General features: G+C 65.5%; 19 protein-coding genes and 3 tRNA genes. 11 read left to right on the top strand and 11 right to left on the bottom strand.

From position 1 onward, the window contains the following. Positions 1 to 100 precede the first annotated feature (100 nt). Positions 101 to 2254, bottom strand: a complete 2154-nt coding sequence (locus ABZ406_RS04515; protein ID WP_357755946.1) for a M14 family zinc carboxypeptidase — start codon at positions 2252 to 2254, stop codon at positions 101 to 103. A gap of 210 nt (positions 2255 to 2464) precedes the next feature. On the opposite strand from ABZ406_RS04515, the gene ABZ406_RS04510 reads away from it, so the two are divergent. Beyond that, entirely contained in the window at positions 2465 to 3256 is a 792-nt protein-coding gene (locus tag ABZ406_RS04510; RefSeq protein ID WP_357755945.1) for a hypothetical protein, read from the top strand. Here the strand turns inward: ABZ406_RS04510 and ABZ406_RS04505 are convergent. Both ABZ406_RS04505 and ABZ406_RS04500 read right to left on the bottom strand, forming a co-directional pair. Further along, positions 3225 to 3303, bottom strand: a tRNA-OTHER gene (locus ABZ406_RS04505). The two genes, ABZ406_RS04510 and ABZ406_RS04505, sit on opposite strands and share 32 nt — an antisense overlap. A gap of 243 nt (positions 3304 to 3546) precedes the next feature. Continuing rightward, on the bottom strand, positions 3547 to 4638 hold the full coding sequence (locus ABZ406_RS04500) for a hypothetical protein (protein WP_357755944.1): 1092 nt from the start codon (positions 4636 to 4638) through the stop codon (positions 3547 to 3549). Positions 4639 to 4979: 341 nt separating this feature from the next. On the opposite strand from ABZ406_RS04500, the gene ABZ406_RS04495 reads away from it, so the two are divergent. After that, the gene (locus tag ABZ406_RS04495) at positions 4980 to 5369 is read left to right on the top strand and encodes a hypothetical protein (RefSeq protein ID WP_357755943.1); all 390 of its coding nucleotides are present in this window, start codon (positions 4980 to 4982) and stop codon (positions 5367 to 5369) included. After that, a complete protein-coding gene (locus ABZ406_RS04490; RefSeq protein ID WP_357755942.1) occupies positions 5366 to 6856 on the top strand; it encodes a hypothetical protein in 1491 nt (496 codons plus the stop codon). The genes ABZ406_RS04495 and ABZ406_RS04490 overlap by 4 nt, the downstream gene beginning before the upstream one ends. 527 nt (positions 6857 to 7383) lie before the next feature. On the opposite strand, the gene ABZ406_RS04485 is transcribed toward ABZ406_RS04490, so the two are convergent. Genes ABZ406_RS04485 through ABZ406_RS04475 form a run of 3 tightly spaced genes read right to left on the bottom strand, consistent with a single transcriptional unit; the run spans position 7384 to position 13546 of the window. Then, positions 7384 to 10812: a DEAD/DEAH box helicase family protein gene (locus tag ABZ406_RS04485; RefSeq protein ID WP_357755941.1), complete on the bottom strand. Its 3429-nt coding sequence runs from the start codon at positions 10810 to 10812 to the stop codon at positions 7384 to 7386. Between the two features lie 41 nt (positions 10813 to 10853). Continuing rightward, positions 10854 to 12035: a restriction endonuclease subunit S gene (locus ABZ406_RS04480; protein WP_357755940.1), complete on the bottom strand. Its 1182-nt coding sequence runs from the start codon at positions 12033 to 12035 to the stop codon at positions 10854 to 10856. Beyond that, positions 12035 to 13546, bottom strand: a complete 1512-nt coding sequence (locus ABZ406_RS04475) for a class I SAM-dependent DNA methyltransferase (protein WP_357755939.1) — start codon at positions 13544 to 13546, stop codon at positions 12035 to 12037. Before ABZ406_RS04475 ends, ABZ406_RS04480 begins: the two co-directional genes overlap by 1 nt. 738 nt (positions 13547 to 14284) lie before the next feature. Between ABZ406_RS04475 and ABZ406_RS04470 the strand changes: the two genes are divergently transcribed. Next, positions 14285 to 14539 (top strand): hypothetical protein, encoded by a 255-nt coding sequence (locus ABZ406_RS04470; protein ID WP_357755938.1) that lies wholly within the window; start codon positions 14285 to 14287, stop codon positions 14537 to 14539. Between the two features lie 120 nt (positions 14540 to 14659). Here ABZ406_RS04470 and ABZ406_RS04465 read toward each other — a convergent pair whose 3' ends face one another. Next, entirely contained in the window at positions 14660 to 15079 is a 420-nt protein-coding gene (locus ABZ406_RS04465) for a hypothetical protein (RefSeq protein ID WP_357755937.1), read from the bottom strand. Beyond that, on the bottom strand, positions 15076 to 15918 hold the full coding sequence (locus tag ABZ406_RS04460) for an IS5 family transposase (protein WP_357755936.1): 843 nt from the start codon (positions 15916 to 15918) through the stop codon (positions 15076 to 15078). The genes ABZ406_RS04465 and ABZ406_RS04460 overlap by 4 nt, the downstream gene beginning before the upstream one ends. Before the next feature lie 122 nt (positions 15919 to 16040). Here ABZ406_RS04460 and ABZ406_RS04455 point away from each other — a divergent pair, with 122 nt between their 5' ends. Continuing rightward, positions 16041 to 16943, top strand: a complete 903-nt coding sequence (locus ABZ406_RS04455; protein ID WP_357755935.1) for a site-specific integrase — start codon at positions 16041 to 16043, stop codon at positions 16941 to 16943. A 100-nt stretch (positions 16944 to 17043) separates the two neighbouring features. On the opposite strand, the gene ABZ406_RS04450 is transcribed toward ABZ406_RS04455, so the two are convergent. Then, positions 17044 to 17117, bottom strand: a tRNA-Gly gene (locus ABZ406_RS04450). A 135-nt stretch (positions 17118 to 17252) separates the two neighbouring features. Continuing rightward, positions 17253 to 17696 carry a hypothetical protein gene (locus ABZ406_RS04445; RefSeq protein WP_357755934.1) on the bottom strand — a complete coding sequence of 148 codons (444 nt, stop codon included), beginning with the start codon at positions 17694 to 17696 and terminating at the stop codon, positions 17253 to 17255. 181 nt (positions 17697 to 17877) lie between these two features. On the opposite strand from ABZ406_RS04445, the gene ABZ406_RS04440 reads away from it, so the two are divergent. The 6 genes from ABZ406_RS04440 to ABZ406_RS04415 all read left to right on the top strand — a co-directional run bounded on the left by ABZ406_RS04440 (position 17878) and on the right by ABZ406_RS04415 (position 23438). Next, positions 17878 to 17951 (top strand) — tRNA-Pro (locus ABZ406_RS04440). A 138-nt stretch (positions 17952 to 18089) separates the two neighbouring features. Then, positions 18090 to 19436 carry a trigger factor gene (tig, locus tag ABZ406_RS04435; RefSeq protein ID WP_357755933.1) on the top strand — a complete coding sequence of 449 codons (1347 nt, stop codon included), beginning with the start codon at positions 18090 to 18092 and terminating at the stop codon, positions 19434 to 19436. Positions 19437 to 19683: 247 nt separating this feature from the next. Continuing rightward, a complete protein-coding gene (locus ABZ406_RS04430) occupies positions 19684 to 20325 on the top strand; it encodes an ATP-dependent Clp protease proteolytic subunit (RefSeq protein WP_007464111.1) in 642 nt (213 codons plus the stop codon). A 10-nt stretch (positions 20326 to 20335) separates the two neighbouring features. Continuing rightward, positions 20336 to 20998, top strand: a complete 663-nt coding sequence (locus ABZ406_RS04425) for an ATP-dependent Clp protease proteolytic subunit (protein ID WP_357755932.1) — start codon at positions 20336 to 20338, stop codon at positions 20996 to 20998. Between the two features lie 209 nt (positions 20999 to 21207). Further along, positions 21208 to 22503 (top strand): ATP-dependent Clp protease ATP-binding subunit ClpX, encoded by a 1296-nt coding sequence (gene clpX, locus ABZ406_RS04420; protein WP_030333537.1) that lies wholly within the window; start codon positions 21208 to 21210, stop codon positions 22501 to 22503. Positions 22504 to 22640: 137 nt separating this feature from the next. Next, positions 22641 to 23438 (top strand): carbon-nitrogen hydrolase family protein, encoded by a 798-nt coding sequence (locus tag ABZ406_RS04415; RefSeq protein WP_357755931.1) that lies wholly within the window; start codon positions 22641 to 22643, stop codon positions 23436 to 23438. A 4-nt stretch (positions 23439 to 23442) separates the two neighbouring features. On the opposite strand, the gene ABZ406_RS04410 is transcribed toward ABZ406_RS04415, so the two are convergent. After that, the gene (locus ABZ406_RS04410) at positions 23443 to 23667 is read right to left on the bottom strand and encodes a hypothetical protein (protein ID WP_357755930.1); all 225 of its coding nucleotides are present in this window, start codon (positions 23665 to 23667) and stop codon (positions 23443 to 23445) included. Positions 23668 to 24291: the final 624 nt, after the last annotated feature.

Raw genomic sequence — 24291 nt, 5'->3', positions numbered from 1 at the left:
CCCCACCAGGCACTGTCGCTGCTTACCCGGCCGGCCGCGGTTCATCCGTTGCCGGCCTCTCCAACCCGTACCCCCTTTCGTGGGCTCGGGCCATCCCCGGTCAGTGGGTGCGGCCGTGCCCCTCGGCGGATTCGGCAGCGGCGTAGTCGCGGGCCACCCGGACCATCTCCACCAGCCCGCCGGCGTACTCCTGGGATTCGCCGTGCGCCTCGTCGAACGGCGGTTGGAAGCCGACGCCCTCCCACTGGTTGGTCGCCGGGTTCCACAGGTCGTTGCCGACCTCGAAGTCCCAGGCGAAGATGCCCAGCTCGTAGTACAACTGGTCGGCCGAGTTGCCGGCGGCGGAGTAGAGCACGTCGGCCACCGGCCCGGTCTGTGACGGCCAGGTGACGGTGCCGCGTTCCTGGGCGATGGCGCCGACGATCCGTCGGGCGCTGCCGAGGAACAACGTCGACTCGTCGATCGACGGTCGCGGCAGGGTGACCCTGCCGTCGGCCCGGTACGCCCCCGGCGGCCACATGAAGTACCCGCCGTAGGAGTGCACGTTCATCGCGAACCTGATGTTCGGGTGGGTCTGGGCGAGCGCGATCACGTTGCCGCTCTCCGCCTCGGACAGTTCGGCGGTGCCCGCGTAGGTGCCGGACAGGCAGTTGGCGCTGGCACCCACGTACCCGTCGAAGTAGGACCCGACGGTGTAGTTGCGGTTGATGTCGACGCCCCACGAGGTGCGGTACTTCGGGTCGCGGGCCGCGCCGACGCAGTGGTTGACAAGGTTCTTGCGCTGCATGGCGAAGTCGTTGAACGAGTAGTTCGCGCCGTCCGGGTTGACCGTCGGGATGACGAAGATGTCGACCTGTTCCAGCAGCTCACGGGTGGCCGGGTCGGTGCGGGAATTGGCCAGCATCCGCTCGGCGAACTCAAGCGTCACGAGCGGCGTGGCCCACTCCCGGGCGTGCTCCTGGGAGTACGCGAGCACGCCCACCCGGGAGCCGTCCCGGTGTACGCCGAGACGCAGCGCCTGCACCGTCCACGGCCGGGCCGGCACCTCGGTGCCCTGGAGTCCGTCGTCGAGCCGGGCCGGGCCGGCGACCGGCATGGGCAGCCCCGCCGAACCGTCCTCGACGGTGGCCCGGAACCGGTCCGGTTGGCGGGCGTTGATCGCCGCCGCGACCTCGTCGGTGGTGCTCACCGCCTTGCCGGCGGTGTCGGTGGCCAGCGACACGGTGAGGACGCGGTCGCGGTAGCCGACGGTGAGCGGTCGGTTGGCCCGGCCCGGGTCGACGGTGCGCACCTGCACGCCGTTCATGCCCTGGTCCCCGAACCGGACCGACTCGACCACCACTGCCGCCGCCGCCGGGTTGCCCAGGTACGCGACCGCGTTGCGCCGGTACCCCTGGGTCTTGTTCGGCAGGTCGATCACGTCCACCAGGTCCCGGTACTGGCGGGCCAGCCGCTTGATCCGCGCCTGGATGTCGGTCGGCGTCAGGTACGCGTCGATGAAGTCCTTCTGGTAGCCGGCCGGGAGCGGCGGCGGCGTGGCGTTGGGCCAGAGGGTCGGGGTGACCGCCCGGCTGGCCCCACCGAGGCTGGAGGTGGCGCTCAGCTGGACCGGTCGGCCGGGCACCGGCTGGGGGAGCGCGTAGTGGTACTGGTACTCGCCGGAGTCCTCGAACCGGTACAGCGGGAACGAGCCGGTGGCGCCGTCCGCCGTCCGCCAGCTGACGGTGATCTCCACATCCGGGTCGTCGGTGGCGGTGGTGGCCACCTGGGCCTGTAGGAAGGTCTGCCCGGTGGTGGTCCACCAGTACGCCTGCTGCACCTGGAGGGTGTCCACGGCAGCGGCTGCTGTGGAACGCTGGCCGGTGGCCGGCGCACGCAGTCCGGCCGCGGTACGGGCCTGAGCCGCGCGGACGCTCTCGGCGTAGTGCCGCTCACCGTCACCGGCGCGCTGCACGATCTGTACCGCCGTCGCGCCCTGCGCGGTCAACTCGGCGAGCTGCGTGCCGCTGAGCACCAGGTCGGCGAGGATCCGGCCGTCCCGGATGCGGGGCCGGTTGGCCAGGTCCGCGCCGGTGGCGACGAGCCGGTCCAACTGGGCCTGATCACGAAGCTGCACCCGGACCAGTGCGGTTTCGGTGGCGCTCAGGGTGATCGGGGCGGCGGGTGCCGCTGCCCCGGAGGCGGGATGGGACAACACTGCGCTGAACAGGATCACTGTGGTGGCGGCAGCTGTCCACCGTCGTCGGACGATCATGTGCCCTCCTGTGACGGACGTCGATGTGCTTGGTCCTTACACCAGTGCACAGATCGACACCTGTCAAGGTGGTCGTGCGTTGATCCCCTGAGATGTCAGCGAGTTCCGGAGCAACCCCCTGGGCCGGACCCCGCGTGACTATCTCGAAACGGGGATCGGAGGCCTGAATGAGCGATCGCGACGAGGCGTTCGCCGAGTACTGGGGGAGCGATGAACGAGGAAGAGTTGCGCGAGGGGCTGCGCAGCGGGATGGCGGTCACCACCCCGCCACCACCATTGAGTACGACAGCGGCGCTCGGCGCGGCACGGAGGACGCACTTCCGCCGCCGCGCGGTGTCGGCGTCCCTCGGATCGGCGGCCGTCGTGCTGGCGGTCACCGGCTTCGCGGTCGTCGCCACTCCGGACGGCCAGGTCTACCAACCGGCGGGCCAGTGGCCGATAGCTTCTCCGGGCGCGTCGGGGGACACCAAGGAGCCGTGGCCGACCGGGCCGGACGGGCAACCACAGGAGGACCGGACCGCGCGGGCCGGCACCAGGTACGAGCAGGGAATCCACCTGCTCACCGAGGCCGTCTCGATCGTGCCCGCCGGCTTCACCGCCCCGGAGGACCCGCCGGGCCGGTCCGATCCGACGCTGCGGACCCAGCAGGCGCAGTTCGAGGACAGGGTGAACGGCGTCGACGTGTGGAGCTATTCCTCCTCCGTCGCGGTGGCGCAGAACAAGGGCACCGGGCGCGTGGTCGTCGAGGTGCACGGTGCCGGCAACCCGCTGCCGACCGAGCCGTGCGACCTGGCCCAGAAGTTCTGGGGCATGCGGGGCGAGTGTCGGGTCGAGACCGTCGGCGCGACGCGGGTGGGCGTGGTGGTCCGACCTGATGACGACGATCGGCTCGACCAGTGTGCCGCGAGCAGGCGGTCCACCTGGGCCCAAGCTGTGTGTCGAATCACCCCCGACCTGGGCCGGAGGGCGTTGGAGCGGGCGACGAGAATCGAACTCGCGTAGTCAGTTTGGAAGCAACAAGCCGATCATCCCCGATGATCCCGCCCGGCCCCGGATCATGCCGCTGACCTGCCTGTTCGTTACGGGCTCGTCCCGGCTGATCCTGGGGTCGGCCGGGTGATCCCAAACGGTTCCCTAGCAAGATCCCTAGCATCGTCCCGGCTGATGTCATGCGCCGCAGCGCCATCCCAGATGGTTTGCTGGCAAGCAACGACTGGTACGCCGTAGGCTGGACCGCCGCAGGCGTCCTGTGCGCGTCGTCGCTTCCAGGCTCGATCTGGCGGAGATTCCGCTCAAGCGGCAGGGCCGGAGCCGAAGGTCCAGCCCGCCGTCTGGCCATAGATGTCGAACGCTACCTTCATCACTTGGGCCAGGTTTTGCAGATTAGGCGGGGCGCCTTCGAGCAAGCCCGTCACGCGGTCGAACAGCGCCTCAACCCAGCCTCTATTGGGCTCGGCCTTGGCTGCCTCCCGCTCCAGCGCGGCAGCTACCTCCTCATACTCAGGCTGCTGGCTAGCTGGAACGAGCTGGCCAAACTCGCGGAGAGCATTGACGAATACGGCAAGCGCCTTCTCCTGATTGGTGTTCGTCTGGTCCTGAGCCACGTCCCGGTTCCCGACGGCGAGCTGCCCGTTGTTGTCGCCCAGGATCATCACGTTCACACCGGCAGCGTCTCTCCGGTTCAGATACTCCACCACGCTGCCGTACTGCTCGATACACTCAGTTCCGGCCGGCGCTATGGACAGCCTCTCGGCCATTCCGCCCAAGAGTCGCCGCTCTCGGAGGTATTCGACGGCCTCTGCCAGATCGGCGGCGGTGAACAAGATCCCATTGAACCAGCCGTAGGGGGAGGTGGCGATCTCGGTGATCTCCGTCGATTCTCCAGTCGCGTCCCGTTCGTATACCCATCGGAGCAGCGCGTCGCGACACGCACTGCGGCGGGAACGATTGTCTTTGCGGCGCTCGATTCGAGATGCCGCTTCACGGCGACCCGAGTCGGTCAGCCACACTGGGAGGTTCATTCCCTGACTGCCGTAGGTCTTCGCCGAGCCGTTGAGCAGCCCCGCCTCCTCAAGCAGGGCAACGGCCACCTCAACGTGTGGCCTGACCATCGACTCGAACCCTTCGGTTCCTACGTCGGTCATCATCTCGGAGACGGATGGCACGAGCCCCGGCTTGACGTTGGAGTAGGTGAATCCCCAGTCGAGCAACCAGCCGGCCACCAACCCCAGCTCCGAGCCGGTGACCGCACTGTCGCCCGCGCCACTGGTAGCTCTGATCTCACCATTGACCGGAAGCCGCACTGGAGTCTTCGCGAATTCTCGTTCAATCTCCCGGGCCATCTTTCGGATACCCTGCTTGTTGATCTTAAATCCGCTCGCCATGCGCTCCCCTGGGGCACCAACGGTTACCTGTCGGGACACGGTACTCCCGACGTACGACACATCGTTTCTAGCGGCCGTACTGCCGTAGCTACTCGCAGACAACGACCTCTCACCCGCGGATGTTGCACTCAGCGACCGAGTTGGAGAGCCATCAGACGGGCCACCAAGACGGACCCAAGCAGGTCGGCTCGGGTTCGGCACGGCTCTGATCCAACCAACTCGCGGCCCGCTCGCCTCTGCCATCGCGAGCCACTGTCGAGCAGTGAGGCCAAGGTGCTCTCCGTCCTCAGGGGACCCCGTGAGGGCTACACTCGGTGACGACTTCGGGAAGGGATCCGCTCGTGACCGACCACGACCAATGGCTTGCGCGAACGCACCACCAGGTGACCGTTCAGGGCAACAACAGCGGGAACATCGCGTCAGGCAACCGGGATGTCACCCAGATGGCAGCCACCCAGAACCAACTGGCCGCCATCGACATCGCGGAGATCATGAAGGCGGTGGTCGAGACCGCTGGATCGCTGGGGCTGACCGAGCGCGACCGCGACGAACTAGTGCGGACAGCGGAGTCGGCGCAGTACGAGCTTGAAGCCGCTGACCCCGACGCGGAGCAGGTGAAGACGCTGGGGAGCAAAGTGATCCGGCTGCTCGGACGCACCGCGGGTACGGTGCTGCCCGTCGTGCTGACGAAGTACCTCGAATTGAAGCTCGGCGTCGAGCCCGGCCCGTGAACGACGCGACGCGGCGCGAGTACGCCCTCCTCGACTGGCTCGTCGACCGACGTACAGGGGATCCGGCGGGCGGGTACTCCTTGGCGGAGATGTTTGGCGGGGATCCGCCTGTCGGCAATGAGGGCCTATGGATGGAGACACTTCACGATCTTGAGCAACGGGGACTCATCCAGACCGCACCTGTCTATGGGTTCTTCGCCGGCATGTTCTGGCTCACCGGCCGAGGCCGCGTAGAGACCCTGGAGCGGCACGAACGGCGTGATGATCCACTTCAGCGAACCACGGCGTGCCGTCGCGGGCTGTTGCACTGGGCGTACGGGCTGAACGGGGCCGCACCAGTGACCGGCTTCTTGTCCTCGGCGCGTGCGACGCACGAGGGCGCTGTGTTCAGTGAAAGTGACATCGAGGCTGCCGTTATGTACCTCGTTGACGAGGGGCTCCTGTGCGTCACGGATGGCACAGGTCCTGACGCCATACCGGTCATCCTGGTGTCCCTGACGGCCCTAGGTAAACGACACCTCGAAGAGCAGGGCTCCGAGAGGTCCGACCGTGGCACTGTCATAAACGTGATGGGCGACAACCACGGATCGCTCAACGTGGGGAACCGCGACGTCATACAGCACGCCTCGCCTGTCCGGCCGAATTCGGAAGCCGCATCTATTGCAGTGCCGCGCGAACGTGAAGAATCGGGCGGCACCGCTACTTCGCCTCAATTCGAGCGGTGGGCGGTGCTCCCACAAGCACGGCTCGCGATGTCCGCTCGCGACTGGACAAGCCCACACTTCTCAAGCGCGTCGCACGACCCGAAGACTGAATACCGATTCATCTGGCGACTCGCTTGCTCACCCTTGCCGCCGTCGCAGCGATCGAAGCTGATTTCTGATGCGTTCATCGGCCTGCTCGGCGGCCCGGCGGTGATGGGCACCGTCGCTCGGCACGCCGAGGTCGCCGAACTGACCTGGACACGGCATGGGGACCATGGACGGACCAGCTTCGGTTCGCTGTTACGTGCAGGCGAAGACACCGGCGAGCCGACGGCCTGGGCGCGGTTTAATACGCCGCCGACCGAAGAACACTCGCTGTTCGGCCGCGAGTTGGGCTGCGCTGACCTGATGATCGCCGTTCGCCACCTGGACGGTGGGGCCGCTCGGAAAGTGATGACGCTTGCCGAGTGGGAACAGACGTTCACCACCTGGTTGCAGCGCACGGGTGAGGTCGCTGCCTTCCTGACTCGCCTCGGTGCCGACCTTGCCGCAGAACCTGCGGCCCGTGTGGCGGTCGCGATCTCGACGAAGACGGACATGGCCGAGATCGTGGACTTGACTTCGATGTCCCGAATCCCTGGGACGACGACGCCGCCGTGGTTCCTCGCGTCGGCGACGGCCAACGCGGGTGGCAGGTCGGCCGCCGATCTCAGCCAAGCCTGGATGACGACGATGTGCGAAGACGTCCTTCACCTCGATGATTACGAGCACACCAGCCGCTGACAAGCCGGCTCCCGGGGCCGCCCAGCGGCGGCCTGTCGCAGGTTGGTGCCCTGCCGGCGGCACCAAAAAGAACTGCGCCACCCCACGGGGTGTGCTGAACATCGAGGCGGATTACCCGCTGCCACCGCTTCTGCGGGCCTGACCTGGCGTTCGTAGTCCACTGGCGTCGTGGAACGTTCAAGCAGCTGGGCTGAGGACAAGCCAGTGCCGATCGTCCGTCCCTCATCGCTTTGCTCCTACCGCGCCACACTCTGTTACCACAATGGCCGCGGTCTGTCGTGGCCCGGAGTCAACGTCCCTTTCGGCGTCCGGTTCCGCAGGAGTAGCCCATTGCTGCCGAATCGCTCGGCGCGGTCAGCCCTGCTCGTGCCGCCCCAGTACCTGGCTGGATTCATGTTCGGACCGTCCACCCGGTGGGGGTGGTGGTCACGGCCCGACGAGCGAACCATCTTTTGGCAGCTCGGCGGTCCGCCGGGGGCGCCGACGAGAAATCGCGCGCTACCGATCAGCCACAGGGTGACGTGTGCTCAGATCGCCTCCGCGACAGGTATCGCTGTCGATCGCACCTCGCGAAGAGCGATAACGATCGCGTCGACCTCCGTCTCGAGGAACAGGTCTTCCGGCCCACCGCTAGCGAGTGCTGTGAAGGGCGCCTCGTAGAGTTGGCCGACGTCGACGATGCCGTTCTTGGCGAGAACGTCGGTGAGCATGTTAAGGAAGTGCAGCTGGCTGGCGTTAAGGTTCCTGCTCCACTGAAACCGGTCAAGGGCGGCGCTGGCCGCTTCTCGGTCAAGGCCGGTCAGCGACCGGAGGTAGAGGCCAAGGCCGTCGTGTTCGGTGGCGACGAGCTCGATGTCCTGGTGCGTGCCAAATCCGAACTCGACGAAGGCGTTCTCGAACCAGTTCATGTCGAAGGTGGTGACCTGACGGTTTCGTCGCAGCTTCTGGACGGCGATCTGATCTTCGTGGCTGCGCAGGTAGGTGCGGACCTTGGCCTCGAAGCGGCTCTTGTTTGTGCCGAGCGCGACGCCGCGCAGGATGCTTTCGGTCAGCTCACCCAGTTGGTCTTCGAAATCGCTGTAGACGACCCCTCGGCGCGTCCTCTCGATCAGCTTGACCAGGCCGCGGACGCGGCGGCGCATCGACTCCAGCATTGGCAAGGTGACATCCTGCCACCAGTCATCGGTGGTCAGTTCGTCGAGGAGGTGCTGCTGTGCGCGCACGGCCGGGATGGTCGTCTGGTTGAGCAATGCACCCGCGATCTCCTGGACCTGTTCGCGGAGCCGGTCGTAGCCGGGCTCGGCGCCGAGGTGTGCCAGTTGAAGGCGCAGTACAAGCAGGTCAAAGCGTTTGGCCTCCTCGCTGTTCTCGTCCTCCTTGAACGCGGTCGGCAACGGAGCGAGGTGTTGGGTGACCTCGGCGTGCCGTTCCGGGCTGATCGTGTGCCAGTTGGCGAAGTCGGCGTAGAAGTCGACGTGCTGGCGCTGTGGGCGTACCAGGAAGTTGTCCGGGTTCATGCCGGCCACCTCTTGGTGCAGCCGGTGCGCTGTGTCCCAGCGCAGTCCGACTTCGTTCTGAGTGCCGTCCGGATCATCGTCCGCGGGCGGCGGCTCGTGGGGGTACTGGTGGTCGAGGGTGACGATTAGGTCGGCGCGGCGTGTGAAGAGCCGCTGGCTAAGGGACGGCGCCAGCTTGCCTTCGGCGGGTTCAAGATCCTGGTTGAAGAACTCGACGTTTTGGCAGAGGTCGAAGACGAAGAAGCCCTGCTTGTCTTGGTTCGGGCCGAACAGGTCCGGGCACAGCCTGGTGCCCCGGCCGATCATTTGCCAGAACTTCGTCTTGGAGCGCACGAGCTTGAAGAATACGAGGTTGACGACCTCGGGCACGTCGATGCCCGTGTCGAGCATGTCTACCGAGATCGCGATCTGCGGATCTTTGGCCGAGTCACTGAACTTGTAGATCAGGTCCTGGGCGAAGCCCGTCTGGTGCGTGATCACTCGGGCGAAGTCGCCACGCAGATGCGGATAGTTGGCATCGAAGCGTTCGGCGATGAAGTTCGCGTGCGCCTGGTTCTTCGCGAAGATGATCGTCTTGCCGAGCCGGTCACCACCGGCAACCTTGAGTCCAAACTCCATCAACGTTGCAAGGGCCTTGTCGACAGTATCGGCGTTGAACAGGAACTTGTTCAGCTCCTCTGAGGAGATTTCTTGCGGAATCGTGCCGTCCTCGTCCCATTCGGCGGCGTCCCACGCCTCCTTCTCCTCCTCGGACAGGTCGTCGTAGCGGACGCCCTCACGCTGAAACTTCAATGGGACGTCGACTGTGCGTGGCGCCACCAGGTAGCCCTCAGCGACGGCCTCATCGAGACTGTAGACGTCGGTCGGAACGCCGTCTTCGAGGTGGAATCGGCGATAGGTGTTGCGGTCGATCTCGTCTTTCGGCGTCGCGGTCAACCCGACCAGCAGCCCGTCGAAGTAGTCGAAGATCGCTCCGTACTTCTGGTAGATCGACCGGTGCGCCTCGTCGATCACGATCAGATCGAAGTAGCCCGGCCCGAATCGGCGCAGGTCTCCATCGGTCTCGTTGATCAGGCCCATCATCGTGGGGTACGTGCACACCAGCACCCGACCGTTCGGGTCCTTCTCAGTGAGCATGTTGACCGTGGGCACACCCGGCAGAAGTCGCTTGAACTCGTTCGCCGCCTGCGTCACCAGCGCCTTGCGGTCGGCTAGGAACAGTACCCGTTTCACCCAGTTCGCCCGTGCCAGCAGATCCACCAATGCAATCACCGTGCGGGTCTTCCCGGCGCCGGTAGCCATCACCAGCAGCGCGTCTCGTTGCTTGTCGCGCTCGAACGCCTCCCCGATCCGCCGAATCGCCCGGTTCTGGTAATGCCGTCCGGCGATCTCTCCGTTGATCTGCACACCGGCCAACGCTTGACGGCTGGCTCGACGCTGGATCAGCAGGCGCAACTCTTCTTTCGTGTAGAAGCCTTGCACCAGGCGAGGCGGGTAATTGAGGTCGTCCCAGATGTGAGTCTGGTAGCCGTTGGTGTAGAAGATGACCGGCCGCTGCCCAAACATCTGCTCAAGACAGTCCGCGTACAGCTTCGCCTGCTGCTGACCAGCCAGGGCGTCTCGCGTTGTCCGCTTGGCCTCCACTACACCGAGTGGCTTGCCGTTGTCATCCCACAACACGTAGTCGACCTTGCCCGACTTGGCGTCTGGCATCCCGGTCACCGGGAACTCGCGATGCTGCGGCTGATCCAGCACCCAGCCGCCTTCCTTCAGCAACAGATCGATGATGAAGGTACGGGTCTGCGCCTCGTTGTAGTCGTGCATATCGGGCCGTGCTTCGTTCGCGGCCTTGGCCGCCGCGATCTCCGACCGCAGCGTGACAATCTCCGCATCGAGTTCCGCGTGCCGGCGCTTTCGGTCAGCTTCCTCGGCTTGCTGCTTGGCGAACGCCTCGGCCTTAGCCTGCAACTCCACTTGCCGCTGCAGGCGTACCTCGGCCGGCACTGGCCGGGGGATCAGTGACTGATCGAAGGCTAAGCCGGTTGCCGGAAGATCTGCCGGGTTACGCGAGTATTTCCGGGCGATCCAGTACATGACCTGAAACAACTCCGCGACCACTTTGAGCGCGTCGTTGGCGGTGACCGGACCGGGCCGGTGAACCGCCGCGTTACCCTGACGACGGATCACCTCCATCTTGGTGCGGATTGCCGGGCCGACCAGATTCACCAGCGTGGGCTCGGACAGCTTCGCCGCCAAATCATTCCGGTAGGGCAACCGGAGGGTGCCGTCGGCCTGGAACAACCAGGTGACCGCAATCTCCAGGCAACGACGGGCGTAGAAGCAGGATGCCCTTGCGTCGGCGACGGCGATCCGCTCCGCGTGTGTCGCCTCTTCATGCAGGTCAGGCCATTCAGCCCGCAGAAACCCGAAGTTGCTCACGCCCACCCTTCCGCCAGACGATGCCGCACGCAACAGTTAGCTTACAGCCCTCCGCGAAACGCGCGATACTGCAAAGAGTCGAACAACTCGACCAATTTACCTATCTGACGTACGTGAGCCGATTTTGCTGAATTTATCGCGTTCAGCTTTTCGACAAATTTTTCTTGATGAATGAGTGGCGGCAGAGCGACAGGTAGGTCCTTGATGATTTGCATATTCAAGCCCGCCATGATGGCGCCCTTTGCAGTCCGTGTTAAGTATGATTTCGCGGAAGGGTGTTGCAGGAAATAGGCGTGGAGGAAGTCGGGCAAGCACTTTCCGGGGTCAAGCGTGATACAGCATAGATGCTTTGTGCTAATCGCCAAGGGGATGTCAGTCGGAACTACAGCACACCTGCCGCACGTTCCCATAATTGAAATCAGAACATCACCGGGACGCACCGTGTAACGCTGTAGCTGTCGATACTTTTCAGGAGTAACGTATCGCCTCTTATCCCAAGCGAACTCATTTGTGACGACATTGTCGATCCCAAGCACCGGAATGCCCTCGCTTACGAGCTCCTCGCGCAAAAGTTGACTGCCGAATGGGCCGGTGCGAATTGAACCTCTTTCGTTTTTCGCTAGATCGGCAACAGTCAGCCGCGGCCAAGCTTCCGTGTCAGCGAACATATCAAGGAAGGTGGAATGCGCCAGTTCATCGAGGCGGGAGATGGCATCTCGCCGCATGGAGCACAACGCATCCGCTTGACCCAGCATCTCCACGATTCGCCATTGCGCTCCTGCTGGAGGCAAAGGAATTTGTAATTGTCGCAATACCGTCGAGTTGATGTTTACCTGGGCGACGCCTTGAGCTTTTCGTGTAAGTTCGGCAGCAATGCTATCCAGATAGCGCCGCAAAAATGCTGGCGATAGCGTACTTGGATCACGCGGTATCACACCTGCGATCGCTTGATTCGTTGCTGCATCCACTCCCAGTGTTGCAGTTCGACCGATGGTTGCAAAGATCGAAATTAAAACGGTTCCGGCGGGAAGAACCTTAGCGGCACTGCTTTTAACGGCAGCGTCAGTAATGGTTTCATCCGTGCTCGTAACAATCCCTTGCAGCATATCTCCGATTTTGACCCAAGGGATGTCGCCGTCAAAGTATGCGGGATTCGCTCGCGAAGGTGTGCCTCCGGCAACAACGGTGCAGACCTCTCCCAAAGAAACAACGGGCCAGGTCATCAGAGCATCCCCTTTAGTTCAGAAATTCCCTGTTGGATCTCGGCCTCGATGTGTTCAAGTTCCTCCAGAACTTCCGCTGGCGATCGGTGTTTGACGTCGCCATGGACGACCTCTCTATATCGGTTAATGCTTAGGTCGTAACCTTGCCCAGCAATTTCGTTTTTTGAAACGCAGAAGCTTCGTTCGGTTTTGGCTCGCTCACGTTCACTGCCATTGCGGAGGCCCCAACGCACAAGAACGTCGGGCAGGTTATTCTTGGCGTGATCCTTTTCGGCAAGAATAACCGTTGGTCCTAGCTTCTCCTCGGCCAATAGCGGCGCACGCTTATCGTCGAGGCTCCAGCCGTCGGCAGTCACGTCGTAGAACCATACGCTGTCGGTGCCCCCACTGTCTGTGCGCGTGAAGAAGAGGATCGCGGTCGACACTCCGGCGTACGGTTTGAAAACCCCAGCCGGCAGCTTCACCACGGCGTCGAGCTTGTGGTCCTCGACGAGTGTGCGCCGCAGTTCCCTGTGCGCCTTCGTCGAGCCGAACAGCACGCCGTCTGGCACGATAACGGCCGCGCGACCGCCTGGTTTGAGTAGCCGTAGGAAAAGCGCCAGGAACAGGAGTTCTGTCTTCTTGGTCTTCACAACCGCCTGCAGGTCCTTGGCGGTAGCGTCGTAGTCGAGGCTGCCGGCGAACGGCGGGTTCGCCAGGATCATTGTGTACCGATCGGCCTCGGTGGCTGCGCTCTGGGCAAGCGAGTCTCGGTAGCGGATGTCGGGCTGCTCAACCTCGTGCAATAGCATGTTCATGCTTGCGATACGCAGCATGGTGTTGTCGAAGTCGAAGCCGTGGAACATGCTGCGGTTGAAGTGCTGCCTCTGCTTAGCCTCCAGTAGGGCGTCTTTATGAGTGCGATTTACGTACTCGGCACTCGCGACCAGGAAGCCCGCCGTGCCACACGCCGGATCGCAGATCTCCTCCTTCGGGCCCGGGGCCATCATCTCCACCATCAGCTGGATGATGTGCCGAGGCGTACGGAACTGCCCGTTCTGGCCCGCCGTCGCGATCTTGCCAAGCATGTACTCGTACAGGTCACCCTTTGTGTCCCGCTCGCCGAGGGGGATGTCGTCGAGTAGATCGACGACCTTGGCCAGGAGGTTCGACGTTGGGATCGTGAATCGTGCATCCCGCATGTGGTTGGAATACGTGGACTCCTCGCCGCCAAGCTGGCGTAGCCAAGGGAACACTCTGTCCCGCACTGTGTCCAGCATCGCCTTCGGCGATCCCAGCCCGCTGAACCGACTCCACCGCAGTTCCTCGGTCTCCGCAGTGTAGAGGGGACCCTCGATCGACTTGCCTGTGCGACTCGCGACGCGCTCCTTGCGGGTCTGGATGTCATCGAGCCGCCGAATGAACATCAGGTAGGTGATCTGCTCGATGACTTCCAGCGGGTTCGAGATGCCCCCCGACCAGAAGGCGTCCCACACTCTGTCGATCTTATTCTTGAGATCTCCGGTAATCACTGGCGAAGCTTACCGACGGCCTACCAGGCACTACAGCAGCCGACCTGCGCCGTTCGATTTCATGTTCGCGGTCACGAAGGGATCTATTTCTGCTGGCGACGCCCGCGACCGGCCAGCCGCCGCACCGTGGCCGTGGCCGTGACCGGATCCCCGACGCCACCCTGGGCAGAGCCCCGGCGTGCCGGTCGTCAGGCGTCACCAGCGCCGGCACGGTCGGGGTCCCGAACCACCGGAACGGGCCGGGGCGTTTAGCCCTCGTACTGCCGTTTGTATCCGGCCCGGCTCCACCCCGTCCGGCCCTACGCCCGTCGCCGGACGTGCCACCGCGTGGTCCGCGCTGCCCCTCATCGCCTCTTCACCTGGTCCTTAATGGCCATGCCGTGTCCGTGAGAGGGTGGTTCGGGAGCCTATGTCCGATGTGACGTAAGGGCCGTGAGATGCCTTGTTGGTAGGTGTTGCGCGGACGGCGTTGTTCGAGGCGAGGTTGAACAGGCCGACCTCGGGATCGGTGAGGATCTGGCGGGCGACGAGGCAGTTGAGCGTGGCGCGGAGCCGTTCGGTGCTCCTCGTGGTGGTACCGGTGCCGAGGGCGCGGCGGATGTCCTTGCGCGCATCGGTGCGGTGGCGGTGCGCCCACTGGTCCCGCCGATCTTGACGGATTCCGGGCCAACGCTGTAGTCATACCTCGGGCCTGACCCACCCTGCACTCCAACGCAGCAGTTCACGGAAGGGACCCCGATGTTCGGACACCGCCACGATGAGGCCCTGCCGCTGCAACGTGCTCTGGAAGCCGCCGCGTCCTTGAAGCCGGGAACCTGGGAGAGCGTCGAATCCCTCGCCGTGCTCGCCATAGAGTGCAAGGGCAGGCCCGAAGCCGAGCGCATTTACCAAGCCGCATCCGACGCTGCGGCACTTTTGAAGGCGGGTACGTACGACAGCGTTCGGGCCTTGGCGTGGCTCAACCGGGCCAGTCGTGAACTGGGCAACGCCTGATGGCTACCGCCAGCTCCGTTTCGATTCTCCTCGCGGCCTTCTGGGCCCACCGCCGAAAAGATGATTCGGAATGTATGTCCGTTCTGGGTTTGGCTGCAGGTGAAAGCACTGCTCGTGAAGCTACGGCGCTGACGATGACGGGGCGAGGGTGAACAGGCCGGCCTCGGGTTCGGTCAGAATCTGGCGGGCGACGAGGCGTTTGAGCTTGGCTCGGAGGTTCTCGGTGTCCTTGGCGGTGGTGCTGGTGCCGAGGGCATGGCAGATATCCTTGGCGCGCATCGGCGCGGTGGTGTGCTGGAGCACGGCGAGGATCTGCTGGTAGGCCGGGCTGGCGATGGTCGCGTCGGCAGGTGGTGCGGTGTCGAGGTGTCCGCCGAGGCTCAGGAGCGTCTTGCGGGTGACAGCGAGTTCGGCCACCTCGGTCTCGGCTGCGGTGAGCTGGTCGCTGAGGGAGGCGATCTGCTCGCGGAGCCGCTCGACGGCGAGGCCGGCGGCGGTTTCGCGTTCGGTGAGCAGGGTCAGCAGCGGCGGCTGGGTCACCGCTGGCGGCCTGGGTCGCGCCAGGACAGCGTGGTGGTGCCGGTCAGCCGGCGCACGAGGTTCGCCGTCGAGGCCCACCAGGTGCGTGACACCGCGGAGGCGGGTCGGCTTTCGTATTCGCGGACCAGGCGGCGGTGCAGCATCAGGGTGCCGTTGGTCTGCTCCACCACCCAACGGCGGGCGATCGGCACGAACCCGGCCGTGGTGTCGGAGCGTTTGACCCGCTCGACGTCGATGCCGTTCACGGCACCGTGGATCTGCACGTCGTCCTTGAAGCCGCCGTCAACCCATGCCTTAGTCACCGTCGGGGTGTGCGCCACGACGTTGTCCAGCAGCTTCACGCCAATCGCGTTGTCGGTGACCGACGCCGCAGTGACCACCACCGCGATGATCAACCCCAGCGCGTCGACGGCCAGGCCCCGCTTGCGGCCCGGGACCCTCTTACCGGCGTCCTTGCCGGTCGTCGCGGCCGGCACGTGGTTGGCGGCCCGGATCGACTGGGTGTCCAACACCACCGCGGTCGGGTCCTCCGCCCGGCCCGCCTTCTCCCGCGCCTGGCAACGCAGCAAATCATGAATCACCTGGTCGGTGCCGTCGTCACGCCACAGGGCGAAGTAATAGTAGGTGGCCGACTTTGGCGGCAGGTCGTGCGGCAGGTACGCCCACTGACAACCGGTCCGGTTCTGGTAGAAGATCGCATTCACGATCTCCCGCAGCTCGTAACGGCCCTGATGCCCCGACACCGACGGATGCCGATCCTTCCACACCTGCAGGAACGGTCCGACCACCGCCCACTGCTCGTCGGTCAGGTCGCTCGGGTACGCCGCTCGCTCGCCCATGATCGGCCCAACGCGGCGGGGACCCCACCGGTTACGACCCCCGCTCGCATTCAGATACCAAGCCAAACCCACAATGGGCAAAGGCTGCCGAACCGCCCTCTCAGATCACTGCTGCCCTGGAGGTGAAGGCCCGCTATGAGGCGGAAGCGGCAGCCGCAGATGAAAAGCGCAAGCGCGCAGGCCGCAAGCGCCGGGTGAAGCCAAAGACCGTCCTCGTGCCCCGTCCCTTTGGTCCGGCGACTGCCCTCCGGGTCCACGCCACCCTACGAGCTGCGCTCAACGCCGCAATGAGGGCGCAGGAGGTACCGCGCAACGTCGCCGCGCTCGCCGAGAAGCCGATAGAACGACGCCGGCGCGTGAAGCCCTGGACGCCGGAGCAGCTCGGCGCCTGGCTCGATGTCATCGCGGGGGAGCGGCTGTACCCCCTGTACCACCTGGGTGCATTCGCCGGGCTTCGCCGAGGCGAACTGTGCGGTCTGAGCTGGGAGGACGTCGAGTTCGACGCCGGACGGCTAATCATCGGATGGCAGGTGACTGGCATCAGCTATCGCAAGGCAAAGGCCGCTGAGAAGCAAGGTCACAAGATCAGCTATCGAGTCCGGTTGAAGACGAGCGAAGGGGAGGACCAGCCCGTCGATCTGGATTCGGAGACGATATCGGTCTTGCGCAGGTGGCGTCGGGATCAGGCGAAGGAGCGGCTGTCGCTGGGACGGGCATACCGCAACGACCACAACCTAGTGTTCACCAGCGCCGACGGTTCGCCCCTCGATCCGGCCCAGGTCTATAAGGTCTTCAAGCGCCTGATTCGGCGGCATGGAATGCCGGATGTTCCTCTGCATCACCTGCGGCACGAGTCGGCATCGTTGCAGATCGAGGCTGGCGTCGACATCGCGGTGATCTCGAAGCGACTCCGCCACTCCAAGATCAGCTTGACTAGTGACACCTACGGGCACCTGATCGGATCCGTGGGCAAGACGGCCGCCGAGGCTGCGGCGGCCGTGGTTCCCCGACGCCAGGCGGGGTAGCAAGACCAAGATCCCTAGCATTTCCCTAGCAAGCGGGGTCAATAGTCGACAGGCATAGATGCAAAGGCGATTCGATCATGTTCTGACCTGCTGCAACACGTGGAGCGGGCGACGAGAATCGAACTCGCGTAGTCAGTTTGGAAGACTGAAGCTCTACCATTGAGCTACGCCCGCGTGCTTCCCGCCGAAACAGGACGCGCCCCTAGCGTACCCAATGCCGAAGCCTGACGCGTAACCGCGCCACCGCTCCGCGATGCCGCGTCGCCCGCGACCCGGCAGCGAGGCGTCCCAGGGTCAGCGGTCGGTCGATCATCCGGCGCTCAGGCAACGGACCCGGATGATCAGCGCGTCCGGCCCACCGGTGTTTCCGCGCACATCCACCACCATCAGCTCGACCTTGGCCCCGTCGGAGAGCGGAGCCAGGCAGACGGGTGTTCCTTCGTGGTGGGTCTGACCGGCGTAGTCGACCCACTCCACCGGGCCCAGTCGATAGCCCTGGCCGCCTTCGTCGGCCTTGTTCGCCGACGGTTGCCGCCCTTCGGGCCGGAGCACGAACGTGTTGGCGTCGGCGTTGACCGCTACGACGGTGCCCGCGACCGCGTGCGGTACCCCCCAGCGGGGCGTCAACAGGGCGTAACAGGCGAGGGCACCGAGTGCGGCGCCGGTCAATCCGGCGACGGCGACCAGTAACCACTGTCGTGCCGACCGGCGCGAGGCGGACGGGCGCGGATCAGCATGAAGGGTCGTCGCCATCCCATCGACGCTATCCCATGCCTGGTTGTGTGGCGGTACCCGTGGGGTCGGACAGCGTGATGGTGTGGGAGCACGGCGGCGCGCACGCCGGGTGGAATGGTAAGTTTTGAGGGTTCTGTCCGGGTGGCTGATGCCCCGGCACCGACTGAGGCGTGGCGACGGCATAGACTGCACGTCGCCACGGGGTGTGGCGCAGCTTGGTAGCGCACTCGCTTTGGGAGCGAGGGGCCGTGGGTTCAAATCCCGCCACCCCGACTGTCGTCCGCGGCCGGGCCGCCCCGGGTGCCGCCCAGTGCGGCTCCCGGGCGATGCCGGAGCGTCAGGCCGGCTCGCCTACACTCGATGGGCTGAATCACGCCCAGACTCAACTGAGATCCGTCAAGGAGTACGCCTGTGAAGAGCACCGTCGAGACTCTGAGCCCGACGCGCGTGCGGCTCGCCATCGAGGTGCCGTTCGTCGAGCTCGAGCCGAGCCTCAAGAAGGCGTACCGGGAGATCGGTTCGCAGGTCCAGGTTCCGGGCTTCCGCCGGGGCAAGGTCCCGACCGCGGTGATCGACCAGCGGGTGGGCCGGGGCACCGTCCTCAACGAGGCGGTCCAGGAGGCCATCCCGGAGAACATCCTCGCCGCGGTGCGTGAGCACGACCTGAAGACGCTGGGGCGCCCGGAGGTCGAGATCACCGAGTTCAACGACGGTGACTCGCTGAACTTCACGGCCGAGGTCGACGTCCGCCCGGAGATCACCATCCCGGACGCGAGCACCATCGAGGTGACCGTCGACGAGCTTCAGATCGACGAGAGTGAGATCGACGAGCAGGTGAAGAACCTGCGGGAGCGTTTCGCGACCCTCAAGACCGTCGAGCGGGCCGCCGCCGAGGGCGACTACGTCCAGATCGACCTCAACGCCACCGTCGACGGCGAGGACGTGCCGGGCGGCCAGGCGAGCAACATCTCCCACGAGGTGGGCAGCAAGCAGCTCCTGCCGGGCCTGGACGAGGCAGTGGTCGGCCTCGCCGCCGGCGACGACACCACCTTCACCACCCAGCTTGTCGGCGGCGACTTCGCCGGTCGGGACGCCGACGTGGCGGTGACCGTGCGGACGGTCAAGGAGAAGGAGCTGCCCGAGCTGAACGACGAGTTCGCCCAGATGGCGAGCGAGTTCGACACGATCGAGGAGCTGCGCGGCGACCTGCGTAACCGGGTCACCCAGGGCAAGCAGGTCGAGCAGATCTACGCCGCTCGGGACAAGGCCCTCGCCCAGCTGGTCGAGGCCGCCGAGATCCCGGCCCCGGAGGGTGTCGTCCGCGAGGAGGTCGAGAGCCGCAAGCAGGCGATGGTCGACCAGCTGGAGCGGATCGGCGCCTCGATGGAGGAGTACCTCGCGGCCGAGGACAAGACCGAGGAGCAGATCGACGCCGAGCTGACCGAGGCGGCGACCGAGGGCGTCAAGGTCCAGCTCCTGCTGGACACGCTCGCTGACGCGGAGGACGTGCAGGTCTCCGACGACGAGTTCGGGCACGAGATCGTGCACCGGGCGCAGCGCGCCGGCATGGCCCCGCAGCAGTACTACGACCAGCTGGTGCGTTCCGGCGCGGCCGCCGCGGTCTTCGGCGACGTGCGGCGGGGCAAGGCGCTCGCGGCCGTCATGGAGCGGATCACGATCAAGGACGCGGCCGGCAACGGGATCACCCTCGACGCCCTGCGCGCCGCCAACGAGGCGGAGCACAACCACGACCACTGATCGTCGGGTGCGGCCGCCGTCCGCCGCTCAGCGGTGGACGGCGGCCGTTTCCCTTCCCGGGTACGCCCGGGCACCTGGCACTGCCGGGTACGCCGGGCAGCAGGAGCTGCCGAGGTACGCCCGGAAGCCCGCGCCGCGGGTACCCCGACACTGCTGCGCTGAGAGCGAACAGTGCCCCGACCGGGACTCTGCCGCCCCGCACAGCGGTTAGTGTCGGGAAAGACGGTACGGAGAGCGAAGGGCTGCCATGACCGACATGCACATCCCCAAGAAGTCGCTCCGGGCGATTGACGCGCGCGGTGGCGACTCCATTGGCAACCTCGACGACTCGGTCTACAACCGGTTGCTCAAGGAACGCATCATCTTCCTGGGCAGTGAGGTGACCGACCAGGTCGCCAACCGCATCTGCGCGCAGCTGCTGCTGCTCGCCGCGGAGGACCCGGACCGCGACATCAACCTGTGGATCAACTCGCCGGGTGGCTCGGTCTACTCCGGCATGGCGATCTACGACACCATGCAGTTCATCGACAACGACGTGTCGACCGTGGCGATGGGCATGGCTGCCTCGATGGGTCAGCTGCTGCTCTGCGCGGGCACCAAGGGCAAGCGGTACGCCCTGCCCCACGCACGGATCATGATGCACCAGCCGTCCGGTGGTCTGGGCGGCACGGCGTCCGACATCGCCATCCAGGCGGAGCAGATGCTCTACACGAAGCGGATGTTCCAGGAGCGGGTCGCGCACCACACCGGCCAGAGCCAGTCGCAGATCGAGGCCGACTCGGACCGGGACCGTTGGTTCACCGCCCAGGAGGCCATGGACTACGGCTTCATCGACAAGGTGATCATCGGGGCCGCACAGGTTCCGGATGGCGCCGGGACCCTGAGCTGAGGAGCTGACGATGACCGATCTGAGCCTGCCGCCCCAGTTCGCGGCCGTGCACAACCGCTACGTGCTGCCGTCGTTCGTCGAGCGCACGTCGTACGGGGTCAAGGAGTCGAACCCGTACAACAAGCTCTTCGAGGACCGGATCATCTTCCTCGGCGTCCAGGTGGACGACGCGTCGGCCAACGACGTGATGGCCCAGCTGCTGACGCTCGAGGGCACCGATCCGGACCGCGACATCATCATGTACATCAACTCGCCGGGTGGGTCGTTCACGGCCATGACGGCGATCTACGACACCATGCAGTACGTCCGTCCGGACATTTCGACGGTCTGCCTCGGGCAGGCGGCGAGCGCGGCGGCGGTGCTGCTCTCGGCGGGCACCCCGGGTAAGCGGATGGCCCTGCCGAACTCGCGGATCATCATCCACCAGCCGGCCACCGAGGGCGGCTACGGGCAGGGCTCGGACATTGAGATCCAGGCCCGGGAGATCCTGCGGATGCGGACGCAGTTGGAGGACATGCTGTCCCGCCACTGCAACCGCCCGGCCGAGCAGGTTCGCAAGGACATCGACCGTGACAAGATCATGACGGCCGAGGAGTCCAAGGAGTACGGGCTGGTCGACACGATCCTGACCAGTCGCAAGAAGGGTCTGCTGGCGGCCAACGCCGCCCGCTGAGCTGTACCGGGTCAGAGGTTGGCCGGGGCTCCGTTCCCGGCCGACCTCTGACACACCCGTTTTGGGGGTCGGAGAATGCCCCGCCAGCGGGTAACGTCGGGTCCGTACCGCTTCGCCGGTTGGCCGGCGGCGCGAACGAAAGTCGGGCGGCGCGCAACGTCCGCAGGTCAGGGCCGGGTCTCCGGCCGATGAGTGCAGGGAGAACGTAGGTGGCACGGATCGGTGACGGCGGCGACCTACTGAAATGCTCCTTCTGCGGTAAGTCGCAGAAGCAGGTCAAGAAGCTCATCGCGGGCCCTGGGGTCTACATCTGCGACGAGTGCATCGATCTCTGCAACGAGATCATCGAAGAGGAGTTGGCCGAGTCCGGCGAGGTGAAGTGGGAAGAGCTTCCCAAGCCGATGGAGATCTGCCAGTTCCTCGACACCTACGTCGTGGGTCAGGATCAGGCCAAGAAGGCACTCGCCGTCGCGGTCTACAACCACTACAAGCGGATCCAGGCCGAGGCGGCTGGCGCGCCAGGCTCCGGCAGTGATGCCGTCGAGCTGGCCAAGTCCAACATCCTGCTCCTCGGCCCCACGGGGTGCGGCAAGACCCACCTGGCGCAGACCCTGGCCCGGATGTTGAACGTCCCGTTCGCCATCGCCGACGCCACCGCGCTCACCGAGGCGGGCTACGTGGGCGAGGACGTGGAGAACATCCTCCTCAAGCTGATCCAGGCCGCCGACTACGACATCAAGCGTGCCGAGACCGGGATCATCTACATCGACGAGGTCGACAAGATCGCCCGCAAGTCGGAAAATCCGTCGATCACGCGGGACGTCTCCGGTGAGGGCGTGCAGCAGGCACTGCTCAAGATGCTCGAGGGCACGGTGGCGAACGTGCCGCCGCAGGGCGGGCGCAAGCACCCACACCAGGAGTTCATCCAGATCGACACCACGAACGTGCTGTTCATCTGTGGTGGCGCGTTCGCCGGTCTCGACCAGATCATCGAGTCCCGCACCGGGCAGGGTGGCACCGGCTTCGGCGCCCGGCTCCGGTCGGTGTCCGAGCGGTCGACCGATGACATCTTCAGCCAGGTCATGCCGGAAGACATGCTCAAGTTCGGGTTGATCCCCGAGTTCGTCGGCCGACTGCCGGTCATCACGAACGTGCGCAGCCTGGACCGCAGCGCCCTGGTGCGAATCCTCACCGAGCCGCGCAACGCCCTGGTCCGGCAGTACCAGCGTCTGTTCGAGCTGGACGGTGTCGAGCTGGAGTTCGACGAGCCGGCACTGGAGGCGATCGCCGACCAGGCGATGCTGCGGGGCACCGGTGCCCGTGGTCTGCGGGCCATCATCGAGGAGGTTCTGCTCTCCGCGATGTACGAGGTGCCGAGCAACCCCGACGCCGCCCGCGTGCTGATCACCCGCGAGGTCGTCCTGGAGAACGTCAACCCGACGATCGTGCCGCGTGAGTTCACCGGCCGCCGGGCCCGGCGCGACCGCGAGGAAAAGTCCGCCTGATCTCTCCCGCATCACGCCGGCCGTTCGATCCTGAGCGGCCGGCGTGATCGTGTCCGGCCGCGCCCGCCCGTGACCACGGCGGCGTTCGCCAGACCGTGACGCTGTCCGTCAGCGGGCTCCAGCCGTACTCTTTGCTCATGCGTGTCGCCGTCTGCCAGCTCAACGCCCGGGACGACCGTAAGACCAATCTGGAGGCCGCGGAGGCCCTGCTGGAGCGGGCCGCCGCCGACGGCGCGGATCTCGCCGTCCTGCCGGAGTACGTGGACTACCTGGGTCCTGCCGCGGGGCTGCCCGACCCGGAGCCGGTCGACGGGGAGGTGGGCAGCTTCTTCGCCGAGGTCGCCCGGAGGCTCGGGATCTGGCTGGTGGCCGGCTCGTTCCACGAGGCCGGCCCGGACCCTGACCACACCTGGAACACCTCGCTGGTCTTCGACCGCGCCGGCAGCCTGGCCGCGAGCTATCGCAAGATTCACCTGTACGACGTGGAGATCCCCGGTCGTGTCTCCTACCTGGAGTCGGCGACTGTCGCCCCCGGGGTTCAACCGGTGGTGGTCGACGTCGAAGGGCTGCGGGTCGGCCTGTCGATCTGCTACGACCTGCGGTTCCCGGAGCTGTACCGGCTGCTCGCGTCCGACGGGGGTGCGCAGCTTCTCGTGGTTCCGGCCGCGTTCATGATGCACACCGGCAGGGATCACTGGGAGGTCCTGCTGCGGGCACGGGCGATCGAGAACCAGTGTTTCGTGGCGGCGGCCGGCCAGACCGGCGACCACGAGCCGGGTCGCACCTGCTTCGGCCGCAGCATGGTGGTCGACCCGTGGGGGACGATCATCGGCCAGGTGCCGGACGGCCCGGGTGTCTCTGTCGTCGACCTGGACCTGGAACGGCTGGCCACGATCCGCGCCGAGCTGCCGAGCCTGGCGAATCGCCGGCTCTGACCTGTCAGCCTTCCAGTAGGACGCCGATCACCGCGAACCCGGCGATGGCCGCCGCCGTCACCAGCAGCGCCGTGGTCATCCGGGACCTGCCTCGTCGGGCCAGTCGTCCCACCGAGAGCACGAGGACGACAAGCACGACCGCACCGATCACCACCTGCCAGAACGGCCCGACGAGGCCGAGCAGCGCCTGCTCGGCGAACACTCTGGCACCGTGCCTGGACTCATCCATGACTGACACTCTGGCACGTCGAGGCATCCCGCGTCCTCGGCTGTGCCGGGGACCGGCGAACGCTCTTCGTCCGAACCAGTGATGAACCCTGATTTGCCTTCTTCGGGCCGTCCGCGTAACTTTCTCTCTGCACGGGGGAGGCCGGACAAACCGGCCGAGAACGGGCGCCAGGCTCGTGGCGGGAACGCCGAGCGAGACTGAGGATCGGGCGGTGCGAAACACTCCGGAAACGGGGTTGCGAACGCGAAGCCGACCGGGTAGAGTTTCGAAGCCGGCAGGAGCCGGGCGGAAAGCCGCGAAGCGGCGATCGGCCGGTCTGCGGCTTCCCACGACAGAAACGAACGTCGGCAACGACGTGCGTCATCGTGGAGTTGAGCGAGCAATACTATCCGCATTGCCGGGTGAAGCACGACGAACCGCGAAATATCGGTTTGACACGGCGGAAACGAGCGGGTAACGTAGTAAGAGTGCCTGGCGCTGATAGCGCTGGTCATGGGTGCGGAAAAGCCCCGGTCGGGGCCCTGCGGTGGTGGGGTTTCTGGTTGGTGTGTGGTTGTTCTTTGAGAACTCAACAGGGTGCTTGTAAAGCCAGTGCCAATTATGATTTATACCCCGGACTGGTCA

The sequence above is a fragment of the Micromonospora sp. NPDC005710 genome, assembly GCF_040630995.1.
Lineage (GTDB): Bacteria > Actinomycetota > Actinomycetes > Mycobacteriales > Micromonosporaceae > Micromonospora.
The sequence above is the reverse complement of the archived record's forward strand: the minus strand, read 5'-3'. Positions and strand labels throughout refer to the sequence as shown.

Excerpts from the sequence above, each read along its gene's own strand:
- ABZ406_RS04515 (WP_357755946.1), bottom strand. The coding sequence starts at position 2,254 with ATGATCGTCCGACGACGGTGGACAGCTGCCGCCACCACAGTGATCCTG.
- ABZ406_RS04510 (WP_357755945.1), top strand. The coding sequence starts at position 2,465 with ATGAACGAGGAAGAGTTGCGCGAGGGGCTGCGCAGCGGGATGGCGGTC.
- ABZ406_RS04500 (WP_357755944.1), bottom strand. The coding sequence starts at position 4,638 with ATGGCGAGCGGATTTAAGATCAACAAGCAGGGTATCCGAAAGATGGCC.
- ABZ406_RS04480 (WP_357755940.1), bottom strand. The coding sequence starts at position 12,035 with ATGACCTGGCCCGTTGTTTCTTTGGGAGAGGTCTGCACCGTTGTTGCC.
- ABZ406_RS04470 (WP_357755938.1), top strand. The coding sequence starts at position 14,285 with ATGTTCGGACACCGCCACGATGAGGCCCTGCCGCTGCAACGTGCTCTG.
- ABZ406_RS04460 (WP_357755936.1), bottom strand. The coding sequence starts at position 15,918 with ATGGGCGAGCGAGCGGCGTACCCGAGCGACCTGACCGACGAGCAGTGG.
- ABZ406_RS04445 (WP_357755934.1), bottom strand. The coding sequence starts at position 17,696 with ATGGCGACGACCCTTCATGCTGATCCGCGCCCGTCCGCCTCGCGCCGG.
- ABZ406_RS04430 (WP_007464111.1), top strand. The coding sequence starts at position 19,684 with ATGACCGACATGCACATCCCCAAGAAGTCGCTCCGGGCGATTGACGCG.
- ABZ406_RS04425 (WP_357755932.1), top strand. The coding sequence starts at position 20,336 with ATGACCGATCTGAGCCTGCCGCCCCAGTTCGCGGCCGTGCACAACCGC.
- ABZ406_RS04415 (WP_357755931.1), top strand. The coding sequence starts at position 22,641 with ATGCGTGTCGCCGTCTGCCAGCTCAACGCCCGGGACGACCGTAAGACC.
- ABZ406_RS04410 (WP_357755930.1), bottom strand. The coding sequence starts at position 23,667 with ATGGATGAGTCCAGGCACGGTGCCAGAGTGTTCGCCGAGCAGGCGCTG.